13 protein-coding genes and 4 pseudogenes are annotated in these 17213 nt (G+C 69.6%); 3 read left to right on the top strand and 14 right to left on the bottom strand.

Going from position 1 to position 17213, the window contains the following annotated elements; all coding sequences use genetic code 11:
* Positions 1-92: 92 nt before the first annotated feature.
* Together ACFYZ4_RS10210 and ACFYZ4_RS10215 are read right to left on the bottom strand one after the other, a co-directional pair.
* Positions 93-1577 carry a beta-propeller fold lactonase family protein gene (locus ACFYZ4_RS10210; protein WP_390783555.1) on the bottom strand — a complete coding sequence of 495 codons (1485 nt, stop codon included), beginning with the start codon at positions 1575-1577 and terminating at the stop codon, positions 93-95.
* Between the two features lie 555 nt (positions 1578-2132).
* Positions 2133-2441, bottom strand: coding sequence for a hypothetical protein (locus ACFYZ4_RS10215; protein ID WP_390783556.1), 309 nt, complete (start codon positions 2439-2441; stop codon positions 2133-2135).
* Between the two features lie 290 nt (positions 2442-2731).
* Between ACFYZ4_RS10215 and ACFYZ4_RS10220 the strand changes: the two genes are divergently transcribed.
* Positions 2732-3349, top strand: a complete 618-nt coding sequence (locus tag ACFYZ4_RS10220) for a hypothetical protein (protein ID WP_390783557.1) — start codon at positions 2732-2734, stop codon at positions 3347-3349.
* A 323-nt stretch (positions 3350-3672) separates the two neighbouring features.
* Here the strand turns inward: ACFYZ4_RS10220 and ACFYZ4_RS10225 are convergent, their stop codons facing one another.
* Complete coding sequence (locus ACFYZ4_RS10225) at positions 3673-3822, bottom strand: hypothetical protein (RefSeq protein ID WP_390783558.1); 150 nt, start codon at positions 3820-3822, stop codon at positions 3673-3675.
* A 70-nt stretch (positions 3823-3892) separates the two neighbouring features.
* A pseudogene (locus tag ACFYZ4_RS10230) lies at positions 3893-4191 on the bottom strand (IS5/IS1182 family transposase); the annotation flags it as partial.
* A gap of 218 nt (positions 4192-4409) precedes the next feature.
* On the opposite strand from ACFYZ4_RS10230, the gene ACFYZ4_RS10235 reads away from it, so the two are divergent.
* Positions 4410-4778, top strand: coding sequence for a hypothetical protein (locus ACFYZ4_RS10235; RefSeq protein ID WP_390783559.1), 369 nt, complete (start codon positions 4410-4412; stop codon positions 4776-4778).
* A 298-nt stretch (positions 4779-5076) separates the two neighbouring features.
* On the opposite strand, the pseudogene ACFYZ4_RS10240 reads toward ACFYZ4_RS10235, so the two are convergent.
* From ACFYZ4_RS10240 to ACFYZ4_RS10260, 5 genes and pseudogenes are all read right to left on the bottom strand, one after another.
* A pseudogene (locus ACFYZ4_RS10240) lies at positions 5077-5299 on the bottom strand (IS630 family transposase); the annotation flags it as partial.
* Between the two features lie 679 nt (positions 5300-5978).
* The gene (locus ACFYZ4_RS10245; protein WP_390783560.1) at positions 5979-8636 is read right to left on the bottom strand and encodes a LuxR C-terminal-related transcriptional regulator; all 2658 of its coding nucleotides are present in this window, start codon (positions 8634-8636) and stop codon (positions 5979-5981) included.
* Between the two features lie 975 nt (positions 8637-9611).
* Complete coding sequence (locus ACFYZ4_RS10250; RefSeq protein ID WP_390783561.1) at positions 9612-10235, bottom strand: hypothetical protein; 624 nt, start codon at positions 10233-10235, stop codon at positions 9612-9614.
* The gene (locus ACFYZ4_RS10255) at positions 10232-11722 is read right to left on the bottom strand and encodes a hypothetical protein (protein ID WP_390783562.1); all 1491 of its coding nucleotides are present in this window, start codon (positions 11720-11722) and stop codon (positions 10232-10234) included. The genes ACFYZ4_RS10250 and ACFYZ4_RS10255 overlap by 4 nt, the downstream gene beginning before the upstream one ends.
* A 45-nt stretch (positions 11723-11767) precedes the next feature.
* The gene (locus ACFYZ4_RS10260) at positions 11768-12235 is read right to left on the bottom strand and encodes a hypothetical protein (RefSeq protein WP_351300684.1); all 468 of its coding nucleotides are present in this window, start codon (positions 12233-12235) and stop codon (positions 11768-11770) included.
* Between the two features lie 162 nt (positions 12236-12397).
* Between ACFYZ4_RS10260 and ACFYZ4_RS10265 the strand changes: the two genes are divergently transcribed.
* Positions 12398-12553, top strand: coding sequence for a hypothetical protein (locus ACFYZ4_RS10265; protein ID WP_390783831.1), 156 nt, complete (start codon positions 12398-12400; stop codon positions 12551-12553).
* Positions 12554-12562: 9 nt separating this feature from the next.
* On the opposite strand, the pseudogene ACFYZ4_RS10270 reads toward ACFYZ4_RS10265, so the two are convergent.
* The 5 genes and pseudogenes from ACFYZ4_RS10270 to ACFYZ4_RS10290 form a co-directional block, all read right to left on the bottom strand.
* Positions 12563-12720, bottom strand: a pseudogene (locus ACFYZ4_RS10270) (IS5/IS1182 family transposase); the annotation flags it as partial.
* Positions 12721-12890: 170 nt separating this feature from the next.
* Entirely contained in the window at positions 12891-13526 is a 636-nt protein-coding gene (locus tag ACFYZ4_RS10275; protein ID WP_390783563.1) for a VOC family protein, read from the bottom strand.
* Positions 13527-13659: 133 nt separating this feature from the next.
* A pseudogene (locus ACFYZ4_RS10280) lies at positions 13660-13911 on the bottom strand (IclR family transcriptional regulator); the annotation flags it as partial.
* A 560-nt stretch (positions 13912-14471) separates the two neighbouring features.
* Positions 14472-15191, bottom strand: a complete 720-nt coding sequence (locus ACFYZ4_RS10285; protein WP_390783564.1) for a calcium-binding protein — start codon at positions 15189-15191, stop codon at positions 14472-14474.
* 594 nt (positions 15192-15785) lie between these two features.
* Positions 15786-16826 carry a hypothetical protein gene (locus ACFYZ4_RS10290; protein WP_390783565.1) on the bottom strand — a complete coding sequence of 347 codons (1041 nt, stop codon included), beginning with the start codon at positions 16824-16826 and terminating at the stop codon, positions 15786-15788.
* Positions 16827-17213: the final 387 nt, after the last annotated feature.

Below are 17213 nucleotides of genomic sequence, written 5' to 3' on the forward strand. Positions count from 1 at the left end.
CGTGGTGTGGGGTTGTGTGGTGTGGGGCCCCGACGCCGGTGGCCCGGAGGGCGGGTGGTGGGCGCCGGGGCGTTCGTCATGCAGGTGTGCGGTTATCGGGGTCCGGGGCGGTGGCCGTGGTTGGGGCGGCCGTGGCCGGGCTTGCCGGGTTTGCCGTGGTCGGGCTTCCCGTGACCCGGCTTGCCGTGGCCTGGGCGGTCGTGGTGCGGGGGCTTGGGTTGGTGCTTCCTGTCGACGGTGGTGGTTGAGGTGGCGATGCTGCTGCCGGTGGCGCCGCCGCCGGTGACAGTGGCGGTGTTGGTGACCTGCTTCGGCGCGTTGGGGGCGATCTGGACGGTGAGGGTGAGGGGCGGGTAGCTGGCGCCGGGGGCGAGGATGTCGCTGCGGGTGCAGAACAGCGGCGTGAGGGTGCAGGTCCATCCGGTGCCGGAGAAGCTGACCGGGGTCAGGCCGGTGGGGAGGGTATCGGTGAGGGTGACGGTGCTGCCGTCGGTGGGCAGGTCGCCGGTGTTGGTGACGGTGAGGGTGTAGGCGCCCTGCTCGCCCTGGGTGAACGTCCCGCCGGCGGTGAGCTTGATCAGCGTCAGCGCCGGCGTCGGCCGGGGCACGACCCCGATCGCCACCCCGAACGGGAGGTCGCCGACGGGGACGGTGTCCACGACGGCGTTGTTGGCGATGTTGATCACGGACACCGTGTCGGCGTTGGCGTTGGTGACGTAGGCGCGGGTGCCGTCCGGCGACACCGCCACCTCTCGAGGCGCATCGCCGACGGAGATGGTGGCGACAACCGTGTTCGACACCGTGTTGATCACCGACACCGTGTCGGCGTTGGCGTTGATGACGTAGGCGCGGGTGCCGTCCCGCGACACCGCCACCCCCTGGGGCACATCGCCGACGAGGACGGTGGCGACGACCATGTTCGTCACCGCGTTGATCACGGACACCGTGTCGTCGTCTGAATTGGTGACGTAGGCGAGGGTGCTGTCCGGAGACACCGCCACCCCGAACGGGAAGCCGCCGACGGGGATGGTGGCCACGACCGTAGTCGTCGCCGTCTTGATCACAGACACCGTGTCATCGTCGGAATTGGTGACGTAGGCACGGGTGCCGTTCGGCGACACCGTCACCCCGATGGGAGCATCGCCGACGGGAAGGGTGGCGACGACCGTGTTGGTGTGCGTGTTGATCACGGACACCGTGTTCGCGCCGAAGTTGGTGACGTAGGCGAGGGTGCCGTCCCGCGACACCGCCACCCCCAGGGGCTCAAGGCCGACGGAGACGGTGGCGACGACCGTGTCGGTCGCGGTGTTGATCACGGACACCGTGGCATCGGCGCGGTTGGTGACGTAGGCGCGAGTGCCGTTCGGCGACACCGCCACTCCCCACGGCGCATCGCCGACGGGAACCGTGACCACCACCGCGTTCGTCGCCGTGTTGATCACCGACACCGTGTCAGCGTGGAAGTTGGCAACGTAGGCGTAGGTGCCGGGCGGCACGGCCTGGGCGGGCTGCGGGGCCACCATGGGCAGGGCCAGGCCGGCCACCAGGACGAGACCTGCCACCAGCGCCCGCAGCAACCCACCCCACCACGAGCGATGCACTCGAAGACCAGGCGGCGCCGACGACGGGAGGGCCTCCTGCGCGCCCACCTCCGTCACTGTTTGACAGATGGTCATAGCAATCCTCCCGACCGAGCCGATGGAATGGGACGAATTATGACAGGTAGTCACATACGACATGGCGGGGACGCGCGACCGCCCTGACCATGGGCCGGGGCGGTCGCCTGGACGTTCGTGCGCCCCGCCGAGACCGCACCCGGTCCGGTGCCACGACTGAACCGGAGGATCCGGACACGGTGAACACGACGGGCCGGGAGGGGTACCTTCCGCCGACACGCACTCGGCAGGGGATCGCTCAGGGGTTCCTCCTGCTGCCGTGAGGCGGGCCTGTTACCTGCCTCCGGGGTGCGGCGGCCTGGGCGAGCATCGGCTCGCAGGGCGAGGTGAGAACCACTCTTGGAGGGCCTCATCGACCGCCCCTCCGAGCCTGGCACACGACAGCCTCCCCCGGCTCTCGCGGAGGAAGACACCTCATGCGGCCAACGGGTCAAGTTGACCTTGCCCCGCGTGGGATCAGGCAGCCGAGAATGCGGCCAGGAGAGTGTCCGCCCGGACCTCCAGTTCGGGCGTGAGGGCTCCCTTCACGGCCAGCATGACCTCAGCGCCGCCGACCACACGCGCCAGCCGAACCTCGACCTCGCGGTGCTCGCCCACCAAGGGGTACGAGTACCAGCCGTCGGTCTGCTCATCGTCGGTCGCCTCGACCGCCAGTGCCACCGTCTCCCAGTCGGTGGCATCGAAGCCGTAGCCCACGTAGTGCGACAGCAATTCCAGGAACGACCGCAGGTTGCGTTCCCAGATCCATCCACCGACCTCTGTCACAGCTCCCCCAGTGCTCAGGAGGACAGCCTGTCATGAGCCGAACCTCGATGAAGGCGGCGCCGCCCGCCAGCACTCCCGGGCCCGGCAGCGCCTCGGCGGCCTGCGCCGGCATCGGCTCCAACCGGCGGGCGCAGCGTCACCAGGCGCCTCCCTCCTCAGTCGGGCCGGACGGCCGCGCTCTTTACGCGCCCCCTGCCGTCGCGGTTACCTGGAGCGCACAAGTACGAGCCACGGGGGCGGGCATGGCGGGCTGGCATGGGGGATGGGCACGCGGACTATGGCGGACCGCAGTGGCACTGGCCGCGCCGCCGCTGACCGCAGCCCTGGCGTTCTGGGTGGCGTGGGAGTCGGCATACGGATCGCTGGGCAACTGGGGGCTCTTCCTCGGCGGGCTGCTGCTCCCACTGGTCCTGCTCGGCTGGCACGCCGCCCTCGCCGCGCGGCGCGGAGCCTCGCTCATCGCGCTGTCCGCCCTCCCTGCCGGCCTCGGCGTCATCCTGGCACTCGCGTCCGTGGGGCACACCGCGCTGGAGGACCGGGGCGTCGAGATCAGCTGCATCGTGCTGAAGGTCACCGAGCACACCGAGACGGAATCCTCCATGGACGCCGAGGGTCACTGGACCTCCACGAGCCGGACCTCGTACGACCACCGCCTGAACTGCCCCGCGGGCGGCCCGGAGCACCTGGACACTCCCTCGCGGCTCGCGAAGGAAGGCGAGTCCCTGGCGGTGGTGCACGACCCGCAGGGCAAGGTCTCCCCGCGGGCTGCCGGCGACGTCCACGGCCGGGGCCTGCGCACCGCAGCCGAGGTGGCGGTCGGGGCGGCTGTGCTCCTGGGGCTGGCCGGCGGAATCCGGGAGGCGTACGAGAAGCGGCGCCGGAGGCCGCGGCGACCGACAGGGCGATGAAACGCCCGCCCGCGGGCGACGACACCCCCCAAGGCGCCACACCCCAGCCCAGCGCCGGGCAACAGATTCCGGAGGCTGGTATGCAGGCCACCGTGGTGGCGGCATGCGGGACCGGGAAGACGTCTATCGCGGCCGACGGCAGTCCGAGCGACCGCTGAAGGCGGTGCATGAGCCGGACGGAAACAGCTCAGCACAGGAGAGCCTGCCCTACGGTCGCAGTGGGCGTAAGGGGACCTAGCCCGCCGTGGCCGCCCACATCGAAACCCGACCAGGACGACCGTGCTCGCGTTTCCAGGCGGGGACATCCAGTCGAGTGTCCGGCACTACAAGGCGGCGTCGGCCGGACCCGTCGCCTCCTGGGTCTCCGGTCCGCCGGCAGCGATGATCCGGCGCAGGACTTCGTGGTAGCCCGGCCAGTCCTGGCTGCGAAACCACCAATCCATCTCGACCACGTGATGCAGCTTCAGCCGCATCTCCCGCAGCGCCGCGTCCTTCGCCTCAGCCGATCTCCAACAGATCTGACTGCCGGCACGTCAGTTTTCCATGCGACCCGTCCACGGCGCAGTCGTCCAGGCCCAGGAGGCCAGCGCGACGCAGTTCGGCCAGCAAGGCGGCAGGCAGGCGCGACCATACGCGGCCAGACGCCGGCCTCGGTCCGGTCTCGCAGCCTGCGCCAGGGCGTCACCCCGGAACAACCCACGGTCTCGGCCGGAACATCGCGCCAGGCGGCACCGGTCCGGAACCCGAAGTCGACCCAGGTGGCGACGACGCCGTTCGGGAGCGGACGGCAGCAGCGGAGCCACCCACTCCCACAGGTCATGCGGAACAAGATCAGCACGCACTCGGAACACTCTGCCGGCATCGGTCTTGGACACGTAACGCCGCCCCCGCAATGGCACCGTGGGGCACCCGGCCTCAGCTCCAATCCTGAGTATTCGGTGCTCTGTTGACCCTGGGATGCGGTCGGCAGGCTTGTCTTGGCTTCGGCAAGGAGCAGCCCTTGCCGGCGGGTGCAGCAGGTACGCGTGCCCGCAGCAGGCCGTCACCGACAGGAGAAGGAATGCGCAAGCTCGTTCAGAGAACGGCCGTCGCGGCAACCGCGGCAGCCATGGCCGTCGCGGGTGTGGTCGCGACCGCACCCGCGGCGTCCGCAGCAGTTCCCGGGACCCGCGTCTACAAGCCCTACTACGGGATCACTTGTGACCTGTGGACGACAGCTTCGGCCGGATTCACACGAGGTGCACCGTCCTGCTGGACTCCGGCTGACAGCCCCGCGTGGAGCAAGTGGCAGGCGAAGGTGACTTGCGTCAACGGGAGCACCGCCTGGAGCAGTGTCGTCAACGGCCGGGCCGGGACGTGGTCCTCCACCACTGCCGGCTGGTGCTGGGGTGGTGTCAGGGACATCGACATCATCGAGATCCCGATGTAACCACCGGCGACCCTCACCGTTCGACCGCTGTGCGCGCCCTTCGCGCACAGCGGTCGCCGACGTCAAGCGATCGTGCCGTACGGAGTCGCCAACGTACGAGCGAGTGACTCCGTCGAGACATCTCCTTCCATTCCGAACAGACAGGCAGAGCTTCTCCTGGACCGCGGGACCCGAGAACTCAATACCAAGGCTGCCCTTTGCCGAAAGGTTCCGCATACCACTGGGGCCCAATAGGGGCTTGGAAGATGCCGCCCCAGGAAATCCCGGCACCCTAGCAAGGGTGGAGCCAGCCTTTAAGGCGGATTCTCCCGTTGAGGTGGGAGGAGAGGTTGTCGAGGATCACCTGGACCGGGGCACCGTCCGGGCGGGCCGCCCGGATCGTTCTCAGCGCGGCCCAGGTGTGGTCGATGTCTTTGCGTCGCCGGTTGCTCCCCTCACCTGGTCATCGCCGACGGAGTAGCACCGTGGAAGTGGGTGATCCCGTGGGTGCGTCGGTAGGTCGCCGGCGGACGGCCGGGCCGACGAAGCCCTCGTCGCGCATCGAAGGTTCAGGCACGCGAGCCAGGTCTCGTTGGACGTGTGAATCACATCGCGGACACTCGCCTACCACATCGTCTACTTACGCCGACTCCGAGTCTCATTCTGAATCGATCAGTAAGTATTCCGAGGAGGGGGGTGGTTCCATGGCCAGATCCTCATCATTAGCCCACCCCCCTTTGTCGTGGCCTCAGCAACCGCCAAGCGCTCTGAGCGACCTCGGTGAGCTCAGAATATATGACCCACAATCTCGATGTTCATGGCCCTACGTTCGTGTGGTGAGGCGTCGTTGGATTCCGGCATGGGGCGGGGTGCGCGGAGCCGGATGGGCTGTGGGAATTCGCGGAGTCGTTGTTCCCACCGTCAATCGAGCCGACCATGTCCTGGCTGACCGGCCTACGCCGCCCCAACCAACGGTCAACCACCTGGCCTTCCTCGGGCCGGCAGCCGCCATCTGCTGCTACAACCGCCTCCGCAACCCCACCAAGCCGGACACGGTCTCACTGCCCGCGGTCGCCGTCGGTCGTCGGTGCGGGTCCGCCTGTCGCGGCCCACGCTCCCAGAGGCTGGTTCGGCACGTTCTGGTCGGTCTCCCCCGTCTTGTGGATGGTGTTCGGGGAAGGCCTGGCAAGGGATCGTCACCCGCTACGGCACCCACTGGTTTCATGGGAGAAGCCGGTTGGCCAGTTCCCGGCGGGTGGTGAGGCCGAGCTTGGCGTAGACACGCTGCAGGTGGTTGTCGACGGTCCTGACAGAGATGACCAGTTCGGCGGCGATGTTCTTGCTGGGCATGCCCCGGGCGGCGAGCAGTGCGATCTCGTGTTCTCGTCTGGTGAGCTGGACGAGGTCGTGGCGGGCCATCAGCGCAGGGGTCCTGGCTCCCTCACAGCGGGCTTCAATGGCCTCGGCCCGGGCGGCGGCGTCGTTGGCCCGGCGGGACTGCCCGGCCTCATTGAGGAGTGCGGCGGCGGTACTTGCTGCCTCTGCCGCCAGCAGGTCCGCTCCTATCGTCTCCAGCGTCTCTGCTGCGGCGAGCAGGCCGTCGGGGTCGTTCGCGGCCCATGCGGCGGCCAGGTCGGCGCGGGCCCGGTGAAAGCGCCCGCCGCACGCGTCCGCGATCTCCGTCAGCCTCCCGGCGGCCGCCTCGCGCGGCCCTCCGAGCCTGACGAGATCGGTCAACAGGATTGCCTCGAAAGTGGTCTGTCCGCGCTCGAACGCATCCTGGGCTGCCGCCGTCAGTACGGCCCGGGCCCGGGTGAGTGCACCTCGGGCAACGTGCAGCCACGCCTCTCCCAGCCTTTCCTCGGGAAGGTACGTCGAGCAAGGGAGCTCATTGCGTTCGGCCAGGGCCGCTTCCGCCGCCTCGATGTCCCCTTGCAAGGCAGCGGCCCCCGCCAGACCTGCCAAGGCCATCGGCAGCACCACCGCGGTGTGGGGGCGTGACCCGCGGACGACCTCGGCGAACCGGCGGCGGGCTTCCCCCGGGTGCCCGGCGAGCATGGCTCCGCGCCCCAAGTGGAACAGCAGGAGCCGACGCTCGGTGTGCACCCGCGTGTCGCCGAGGCCCAAGAGGGCCTGTTCGCCCACCGCGCGGGCCTCGGCCAAGCGGCCGTTCTCTGTCAGGGCCAGCGCGAGGATGGACTGCAGTGCCGCCTCGTGTGTGGCCAGGATGTCAGGCTGATCGCCGGACGCCGCCGCGGCGGCGATGGCGCGTCGGGCCCAGTCCTCGGCCTCCTCTCCCCGGCCCAGGAAGGCGAGCGCCACGGCCCGGGTCGTGGCTGCCATCAGCCACATCTGGATGTCCGGGGCCTGCCCGGGGTCCGGTTCGAGGTCCGCGCACGCGGCAAGGCTGTGCGTGAACTCCCCTACAGCGAAGGCGCTGGCAGCTTCGTTGACCTTCAGGGCGCGGAAGCCGAACGGGCTACTGATCCGGACACGGGCCGCATCGATGACGTCGAGAACCTTCTCGTAGGGTGCCCCGAGCCCCCAGATGAGGTTCTGGGTCCGCACCAGCACCGCTGCCAGGACTTCATGCTCGTCCCCGGCCATGGCGTCGGTCTCGGCCAGTACGTCCTCGGCTTGCTGGAACTCGCCGGCCTCGTACAGCGTCTTTCCCAGCAGCAGCCGGACCTGGAAGCCACGTTGCTTCTGCGGGATCGCCTGGAGCAGGCCCAGCGCACGCGGATACTCGCGGGAGTGCGTGGCGAGGGCAGCCGCACGCACCAGCAGAGCGGGGTCGGCCGTACCCGTGGCTGCCAGCTCGTAGGTCGCGAGGTGGATCGCGTCCTCTCGGCGGCGGGCCCCGCTCTTCCTCAGCAATTGCATCTGTCTCGTCAAGACAGCCCGTCGGCGCCGCGTGGGCATGTCGGCACGCAGGATCTCGCCGTAGAGGGGGTGGGCGAGACGGGCCGCGGTGCGTCGTTCCTCCTGAGCGACGACGATCAGTCCTGCGTGCTCCAGGCCGTCGAGTGTCCTTTGGTCCGCATCCATCTCGAGACGGTCCAGAGACAGGGGTTCACACAGCGACAGCACGTCGAGCACCTGTCGGCCCGCGGGCGAGGCCACGGAGAGCCGGGAGCGGATCAGGTCGGTGAGGCGCCGCGTGCCTGGCAGCTGGTCCACGGTCATTTCCCAGATCTCGCCGTCGCAGGTCAGCACGCCGGCTTCCACCGCTCCCAGCACCAGTTCGTGCAGATAGAGCGGGTTGCCGCCACTCGTGGTGAACAACTGGTTGACCGCGTGCTTTCCCACTGATCTGCCGAGGACCCGCTCCAACAGCGTCTCGACCTGCTGACGATCGAACTCGTCGAGGTCCGCCCGCAGCACCCCGTCCCCATGCCCGAGCGCAGCCACAGCCACGGATTCCTCGACGTCCCCCGACCGGACTGTTCCCAGCAAGAAGGCGGTCCCGGCGTCCATCAGCTGCCTCAGGAGCATCGCCGATGTCGCGTCGAGGAGGTGAACATCGTCGACCAGGATCACCATGCGGGACTGCGCTGCTCCGGGCTGCGACAGCCGCCTGGCCACTGCCGCGAACCCTGATACCGGCTCGGACAACTCGACATCGGCGGGTAGCAGGTGGGCCAAGGCTCCCAACGGAACCGACGCAGCGGCCGCAGTGGCGACCGCCCTGCCGATGCGGTGTCCTGCAGCGATCGCCAGTTCCAGGCACTCTTCGGCCAGCCGGGACTTGCCCACCCCCGCAGGCCCGAAGAGCAGGAAACCCGTGCGCCGGGGATCCCGCAGAACCTCGTCGAAGTCTTGCAGCTGGGGCTCACGCCCCACCAGCGGCCAGCGCCGCGGCAGGCTGTTCCGGCTCATCCTCGTCACCTTCCGTTACTCCTGTGATGCTCGCGGCACGCCAAGTGACCGCCAGCCAACCAAGTGACGTGTCCGAGTCAAACCTCAGTCTGACGCAGCAGCCATCCGGCCACAGGTGTGCGGGGCCGCGGTTTCCGGCTGTGTGCTGTTCCTCTGCCGACTTGATCGGCTGCAGCACGAGAAGGCGGCCGAGCCCGCCTGGGCGGTCAGGGCCAGGCTTCCGGCGTCTTGACATGCGTCGGCCGCGTAGCTCCTGGTGCGTGCACTCATGATTCCTCCCAGGAGGTGAGGAGTACTCCCAGTGCACCGGGACAGTGCTGCGCCCGGTGTCCTGCCTTCGGATGATCTGCCGGAGGATCCCCGGCTCCCCCTCGTGAACGGTTTCGGTGGCCATCGCCAGAAGAGATGGTCCGCGCAGGCAGCAGACCCCATCGTTCGTTCCCTTCACGGTCTGCCTGGACAAGGACGGGCTCATCATCGAGGGCTTCGGCCCGGCGAGCCCTGCTCCGGGCCGAAGCCGCCGATGCGGGGCTGCCGAGGGATCGTCCCGTGGCCGGCGAATCCCTGGAGCACCAGCGCTCCGGACAACTCACACGACCCGGCTGGCATGATCAGCCCGGCCTCGGCGCAACACCGCCCGTCGCCCCCGCCACGTCACCGGTCTCGTTGTACCGACTCCTTGGCGGTGAGTCGCGGTCCCCGCGCCCGAAGTTTTGGAGAACCGTGGTGAGCACTCTCCTGCGTCGATTCCGGGCCGGCCCGCCGGTATCGCCGGGCCCATCCTCATGCCTCGTCCTTCAGATGGCGTGAGTAGCTGATACTCGTGCCGGCCGGAGTACGGCCGGGCGGCCAGCCACATGGTGAGGTCACGGGCGATGTCGTTGGTGCTGGTCGCAGTGGTGACCTCGTGCTCGTTGCGGGTGGTGTCGCGGCGGACGGTCTCGTAGCCGCCCTCGTCCGGAAGCGGCGGCGGGGTCAGGGGCTCGGTCGGGCCGGTGCGGTCCCGGGCCCGTAGTGAGCCCTCAGGTAGACGCGGGTGCGGTCCGGAGCGTACGCGTGGAGGTAGAGGAGGACGCAGCGCTTCTCGGACGTGTCGTACGCCTCCGGCACTCCGGACGGGAGCGCGGTCGGCCCGCCCGCGTTCGAGCCCGGACAGACGTCGCCGTAGCGAAGGCCGTCCTTGAACGTCTCCGGCTCCGGAAGGCCGAAGTGGGCGAAGTCGTGCGGTGGGACGGCAGCGGCGGCCGTGGGCTCCAGCAACTTGCCCGTCGGGGGGTTCTCCTTCAGGTACGTGTCCGCTTCGGCCCGGGTCAGTGTGAAGGTGAGCAGGCCCGTGTCGTAGCGGGAGGTGCTCTCGTACGCGGCCTCCGGTGACCCTGCCGTACTCGGCACCGGGAGACCCATCTGCCGGCTCATCCACTCCGGTGTGATGCCGGCCGCCCAGCCGGAGCCCGATGTCGGTCCCGTGCCGTCCCCGGAGCCGGCCGGACCGGTGCACCCCGCCACTCCGAGAAGGATGGCGATCACGCCTGCTGCGGCCCGCACCGCGAGCAGCCGGGGGCGGGAGGTCCGGGTGCCGCCCTTGGGGAATCCGGTCATCGTACTGTGCCCCTCCCGCCACCCGTCGTCGGCGGCCGGTCCTGCTGTTGCTCCCGGCCGGGATTGGTCCGTCCGTCCCTGCTCTCCCCGGGACCGGGGAGCGGCGCCTGATTGCCGGCCTCGGCGGTCCCCAGCTCGTAGTGCCGCACCCCGCTGCTGCCGGACATGTCGAACTCCTGGGCGACCCCCGCCCGGTGCAGCTCGGCCATGTCCCCGTCGGGGATCGAGAGGGGGCCGATTTCGACGCCCTTGCCCTTGTCCCAGTTGTAGCGGTCCCAGACGTTGGCCTGGTAGTCGATGCTGATCCTGGGGTTTCCGTTCTCGTCGGGAACCGCCGTGACGACCCCGGTGACATTGCTGTTGGTCCCGCCCACCGCGTAGAACCAGTTCGCGTCGACGTCCTTGCTGAAGTAGAAGCCGTTGAGTGCCTTGGCCTCGACGGGGAAGGCGATCGGCTGCCCGCCGTTCTTCCGGAACTCCTCCAGCGCCTGCGTGAGCCAGGCGTCCTGGTTCTTCCGGACGATGTTGTCGACGTACGTTTTGAATTCGGGCACGTCCGCCATCATCGTGTCCACCGGCAGGTTCATGGGACTGCCGCTGTTGCCGAGGTAGTGCGACATGTGCCGGGCGGCGTCGGTCATGCCCTTGAAGTCGGCGGCCTGGATCAGGAGTTCCATCTTCTTCTTGGTCCTCCAGTCGTCGAATCCGTCCGATTCGGAGTTGTACGCCCCGGCACCGGCGTCCGGCGCGACCTGCGGCATGGTCGGGCTCAGGATGCCCGCCGCCATCAGTTCGTCCTTCCGGGCCAGCCAGAGCTGGGCCCGTGCAGCCGGACTCAGAGATTCCCACAGGCGGTGCAGCTCCGCCCGCTGCTGCGGATTCGCGCCCTTCCCGAGAGCGGCGAGCTCCAAGGCGCGCGGGAACTGTTCCTCGTCGAGCGAGGTGTACCGGGCGTGGCCCGCGTTCTGCGCGTCGCTGCCGTGGCTGTTCCGCAGGGCCCGTGCGGCGGCGGCGTCGACTTCCGCGGCGTGCCGGATTATGCCGTTGAGGGTGTCCCGGTACCACCGGATCCGGTCCAGTGTGCGCTGGTCGGTCTCCCCGGGCTCGCAGACGGTAACGGTGACGATCACCGTGCCGTCCGCGCCGTTGAGGACCGCGAGTCCGAGGTCCGGCGGATTGCGGGACGGGTCTCCCTTGGCGGCGTCCTCGGTGAGGTACTGAGCCTGTTTCTGATACTGGGTCAACTCGGCGTGCGCGTCCGCGAGGACGTTCGCGATGCTGTCGGCCTCCTTCTGGAGGTCGGAGAACTCCTTGGCCGCCTTGCCGATGAACTCCCTCGTCACCCCGGCGTTGACCCCCACCCAGCGGGCTTCGTCCGACTTCTTGACGAGTCCGCCGCGGGCATCGCTCTCCAGCTTGGCCAGCTCGCCGGCCACGGTCCTCCAGTCGGCCGCGGCGGTGCCGAGGCCGGCGAGGTCCAAGGCCATGAGATCCGCGTAGGTTAAGACCCCCACCTGTCCTGACCCCTTCCCCTACTTGAAGTAGTCGTTGAGCGCGGAGACGGACGGCGGGCCGGTCCGGCCTGTCAGTTCGGCGGCGATCCTCGCGTCCTCCTGCGCGTGCAGCTTCTTGCTGTAGTCGAGGTGGTTCGAGATGTGCGCGCACGCCTGCAGGACGTACTTCACCTGCGAGGTCCAGACCTCGACGGTCAGTTCGAGTTCCGCCCCCAGCGCCAGATTGTGGCTCTTGAGCGCGGCGGCGGCCCGCATGGTGGATCCCGCCCCGTTCTGGTCGATGCCGGCCCCGGCGATGTCGGCCCGCTTCTTGAGCTCTCCGTGCAGAATGGCGGCCTCATGCCCCACGGCGCCCAAGTCGTCCTGGTGCACGACGAGATCGCCGTTCTCGGCGGAACCGGCGGCCGGAGCCTGGTTCAGTCGTGTCGTGACTTCGCGGCCGTCCCCCGCAGCCGTCTTGGCCCGCTCCCACTCATCCCACGCCATGCGTCCTCCCCCGTCCGCCCCGCTGTGGAACCTCCCGCCACCGTAGCCGACCCAAACGCGTCACGGACGTAATTCCCCTCCTGGGACGGGCAGTTCGGGCGAGCGCGCGAGCGGGTATGCCACGCCTCGGTGGGGGGGCGGGGTGGGGCAGCGACGACGGGCGTGCCCCTGCTCGCCACGGGCGATCCGAGGGCGTGGACGGCCCTCGGCACGGTCCTCCTCCTGTTCGCCGTGGTGGCCTTCATCCGCGGGGACGCGGGCCGGGACGGCCCGATCCCCCGGCGCGGCCGGGCGGTCCACCAGGGGGAGGACTGGTAGTGGGCATCCGATGCCTCGCTCGTGGAGGACAACGACCTTGGTGCTCAGGACGCCGCGTGAGCGTCCGAGGGCGTGGTCGGCGGGCTCGCTACGGCCTTCGGCCCCTTTTCGCGTGCTCCTGCGAAATGCTGGTGGGCGCGGACGACGGTGGAGTCGACCGAGACGGTCCAGCCGATGTCGTCACCGGCGTCCGCGGCCGCCGGAACGGCGGCTCCATCCGGCCCCACATCGCACCAGTGATCACTAATCGGACAGACACATCCGATCAACCGACCAACCCGGCGCGCTAGCCAGGAGACGCCAGCCGGCTGCTCCCGCGGGGGCAGTCGGGCCCTGGTCAGATCGTGACCGGGCCGTGGGCGGTGGCGAACTCGACCGAGATCAGGCCCGGTTCCTCATCCTCGACCCAGGTGACGTCGATCTGGTCGAGGGGGTGGTCGGCCGGTTCGCCGAGGAATTCGGCGATGGAGCCGGCGTCGCCGGCGATGGAAACCCCGTGGATGGTGGTGGAGGTGCGCGGGTCGGCGCTCGGGCGCTCCTCACTGGGGACCAACCACTGAAGGAAGTAGGGCAGTTGTGGGTCCTCCAGCAGTTCCAGCAGGCCGATCTGCTTCCACCTCAGGTCGAACCCGTCGGGTCGGACACGGTGGCCCTCGGCCGAGGTACGGCCGAGGCGGGCCTCGACCGGGGCCATGTCGTCGACGGAGACCACCCAACCGAGCCAGCCGCCGCCCTCGGCGGCGCGGCGCGCGACCGCCTGGCCGAAGGGTGCGCGGTCGGCGGCGGGGTGGTCGAGTGTGGTGACGACCTCGACGTAGGTGCCGCCGCTCAGCGGGAGAATGAAATTGCGGGTGCCGAATCGCGGGTGCACGCCCCCGTCGACGAACCCGGCGCCGAGGGCCGACCCGATCCACTGGACGGTCGAGACGAAGCTGTCGCGGGCCACCGCATAGGACACGTGATCAAGTCGCACTACGTCATCATCACCCGACAACCCACACAAATCCGGACGCCACGCCCTCCGCCCCGGCCGCGTCCGCCGTGGATTCAGTCGTGGAGCGGATCGATCATCGTCATCCCAGGGTGAGGAGCACCGGCACGGGTTTGCGGGCCAGGGCTCGGGCGGCTCTGTGCCGGGTGAAGTGGTCGGTGCGCGCATCCTGGTCGAGCTGCGTCAGCAGGCATTTGCCGACGCCTCTCGCGTACGCGGCCGACCGGAAGTCGACCCACTCGTTGACGGCCGGGGTGACGGGCCTGTCCGCCATCTGCGCGATGTGGACCTCGCCGTCCGCGCAGCGGCTGAGGTAGACGGCGGATCCGACGCTGTCACGGGCGAGCGCGAGGGTGTGCTGCACCTGGAAGCCGGTGCCGCCGGGCGCGGCCGGCCGGTCCAGCGCAGGTTTGGGCACGTAGATGCTCCCGCCGGCGATGGTCGAGGGCCGGGGTACCGGCCCCTGGAGCGGGTGCTCGTAGTCGTGGATGCAGGTCAGGAGGGTGAGGGGAAGGGGGTGGTCGGTGTGGGCCCGGATGAAGGGGCCCCACCGCCGGAGAGGGGTGAAGGCGTCCGCATCGACCCGGTCCGCCCAGAGGGCGGCGTCGTCTTACTCACCGTGGCGGCTGTGTTCGAGGCAGAGGCAGCAGACGGCGGTGTTGCTATCTGCGCCAGCAGCGAGCTGCCACCCAAACCGCGCCCCGTCTTAGCCGAGGAGATGGAGCAGGCAGGCGAACACCAGCAACCCCCAGCGCCTTGAGCACCCTGTCCACGACGACCAACCCCGCCCGCACCCTGCGATCGGGCCGACCCGGCGGCCGGTCCACCATGACCAGGCTGCCCCGCTCGAACCGCCCACGTACCGGGATCCACCGAAAGCGGTACAGGCGAAGGCCTCCGCACTCGGGGGTGTGGTGTGTGTGCGGGTCAGGTCGAGCAGCCGGGTCCGGTGGTGGGGTTGGTGCAGATGTTCCTGCCGGGACCGGCGTTGTTGGTGTTGGTACCGGTGCCGCCGTCGAGGCGGTCGTTGCCTGCTTCGCCGAAGAGGGAGTCGTTGCCGGCGTTGCCGCTGAGGTTGTCCCTGCCGTTGCCGCCGAAGATGGTGTCGTCGTCGTTGTTGCCCGTGATCGTGTCGTTGCCGGCGCCGCCTTCGATGCGATCGTTCCCGGGGCCGCCGGCCAGGACGTCGTTGCCCGGCCCGCCGCAGATGAGGTCGTCGCCTCCGGCGCCGTTGACCTTGTCGTTGCCGCGCAGCGCGAAGATCACGTCGTTGCCGGCGCTGCCGACGAGATTGTCGGCACGGTTGGTGCCGATGACCGTGGGGACGGCGTTGTCACAGGTCCGCGGGTTCACGACCTGGTCGACGGTGTTGCTGGTAGAGGACGCGTACGTGGTGTTCCCGCCGTAGACGGCGGTGATGTGGTGGGTGCCAACGGCCAAGTCGCTGATGGGCAGCGACGCCGTGCCGGTGGCGTCGAGGGCGTCGGGGCCCAGGTTGGTGTCTCCGTCCTTGAAGAGGACCGTCCCGGTTGGGATGCCCTGGTCGCCGGTCACCGTCGCGGTGAAGGTCACCGTCTGGCCGACGACGGACGGGTTGACCGACGAGACCAGTACGGTGGTGGCCGGGGCCGTGCCTGCTGGCGACATGCTGTCCTCCACCGATTGCGCAACGGCGAGCGCCGGATTGCTGTTCCCGTCGACGTCGCCCGTCGCCACCGACCGCGGCGTCTTGCTGATGGGATGGTCAGCCGAGGTGCCGAAGTCCCGGGCGTGAGCCCCCGGAGCGGTAAGCAGCGCGGCAAGGAACACCGCGCCGGTCACGGCGGCCAGGACACGCCTGCTGCTGCGCCTTGCGCCAGGGTCCCCCCTGTGTGTTCGGGAGCCGGTGATTCGGGTCGGGTATCGGACGGACAGGTTGATCACGCGGCACCCCTCGCATTCACGGTCGGCCAGCCAGGAACACCGGAGCAGTGAGCCAACCGTGCACCCGGCACGTGGACATGGCGGCGGCGGGTGCGTGGGCCGCCGCCCCTCGCGCGATCCGGCAAGGCAGCACTCTGACAGCACCAGCCGGCCGCTCGGGTATGCGCCACCACGGCTGCGCCCGAAACCACTCGGAAGGCCGTCCTGCTCCGTCGCCATCCGAGGAGGCCGACGGAGCAGCCGGCCGTCGGCCGTCCGCATCGGCGCCCGGGCCGCCGCCCGCTGCGGGGCATGAGCCCGTTCCAAGCCGCGTATCGCTCAGTCCTCCCAGTCCTCCTCGCCGCCGCCACGCATGGTGCGCCACCCCTTGAGGTCATCCAGCGCCTCCCGTGCCAATTGGGCGTACTGGACCGGGCATTCCCACAGCTCGCGGGCCGAGAACCCGGCGGGCACGGGGGTGTCGGGGTGTTCGTCCGGCGCGTACAGGTGGACCACCGCACGGTACCGGGACTGCACGGTGGCATCGGCGAAGGACCAGGGGTGCTGTGGATGCTCGCAGGAGACGTCCAGGTCGATGGTGGCGAGCGCGGCGGCCAGGTCGCGTGCGTACGAGGGCGGCAGACCCTCATACGTCTGGGCCATGCCCATCCACAGGCACAGGAACAGGCCGATCCGCTCCTCGTCCCGCACCTGCCCGGTGAGCCAACGGCGAGCGGACCACAGGGCGACCGGGCCGGTGTTGTCCTCCCAGCTACGGCTGATCGCCTCCTGCATGGCAACGACGTCGAGGCAGCCGTCGTCCCGGACGAACTGCGCGTCCAGATGGGAAACGTCAATACCGCCGAAGAGCTCCTGGTGTGCCTCGCGCAAGCGGCCCAGGGCCTCATCGGCGAGGGCCCCGAGAAACTCCTCGCAGTCGAACGCCGCCAGCTCCTCCTCGTCGAGACCGTAGTCCTCGGCGAATGCGGCCCGGCCGGCCTCGGTCAGCATGCTCACCCCGGCCTCGACCTGGTACTCCGAGTCCAGGTCCGCGGGGTGGGCGCCGGCAGGGCAGGTACAGGAGGTCCGGTCCAACTGCGCACGGAATCCGTCCAGGGCCCGTGTGTACGACGCGAACAGTGGCTTGCTGAAGACGCGTGCGGAGACGTACCAGCAGGTGGCATGCAGAAGGAGCGTGTACCCGGTCCGCTCCCGGCGGCCCTCCGGGGCGGTGTCGCTGCCGAGCGCCTGCGCCGCGTCGTCGGCGAGGACGGTGAGGGTCGCTTCGGGATCGACATCAGGGTAGTCGCCGACTATCCCGGACAGGTCGGAGATCAGTTCGCGGTGGTCGGCAGGCAGCGTGGGCGTCTCTTCAATCACATCCGTAACCGACGATTACGCAGGTCGGACGGTTCCCCGGGCGCGGGCGGCGAGGCGATCCGCCTGTACGTAGCCGCCCGCGCCGAACACATGGCGCCACTGTTCGTGGGCCTGCGGGGCGGGTATGCCGGGGCGGGAAGCCGACCTGGACTTCTATGCGGATCCATGCGCGACCTTTCGCATGCCGACAGGCCGCTCGTCGACGCCGCCGAGCGCGTACGCCTGCTGGAGTGTCCTGCGTGACCGGGTCCCAGCCTGACCGGGCCGATACCAGGCGGTGCCGTCCCACCAGTAGCGGCGGGCGCGGAACAGCAGCACGGTCCGGCCGTGCTCGGGTGGTAGCGCATCGACCAAGCCCCGGCACTGGCCGAGAGGGGCGGTGGTGAA

The sequence above is a fragment of the Streptomyces sp. NPDC001513 genome, assembly GCF_042894695.1.
GTDB lineage: Bacteria > Actinomycetota > Actinomycetes > Streptomycetales > Streptomycetaceae > Streptomyces.